General features: G+C 58.5%; 1 protein-coding gene. It reads right to left on the reverse strand.

All coding sequences use genetic code 11. The features are described from left to right. Nucleotides 1-260: IS1 family transposase (locus tag ABFY71_RS18945; RefSeq protein WP_347947427.1), on the reverse strand; the 260-nt coding region annotated here is incomplete at both ends.

The following is a 260-nucleotide window of genomic DNA, read 5'->3' on the forward strand; positions in this document are numbered from 1 at the left end:
TACGTGCAGCTTTCCCTTCAGGCGGGATTCATACAGCGGCCAGCCATCCGTCATCCATATCACCACGTCAAAGGGTGACAGCAGGCTCATAAGACGCCCCAGCGTCGCCATAGTGCGTTCACCGAATACGTGCGCAACAACCGTCTTCCGGAGCCTGTCATACGCGTAAAACAGCCAGCGCTGGCGCGATTTAGCCCCGACATAGCCGCACTGTTCGTCCATTTCCGCGCAGACGATGACGTCACTGCCCGGCTGTATGC

This window comes from Devosia alba, from assembly GCF_039938915.1.
Classification (GTDB): Bacteria; Pseudomonadota; Alphaproteobacteria; order Rhizobiales; family Devosiaceae; genus Devosia; species Devosia alba.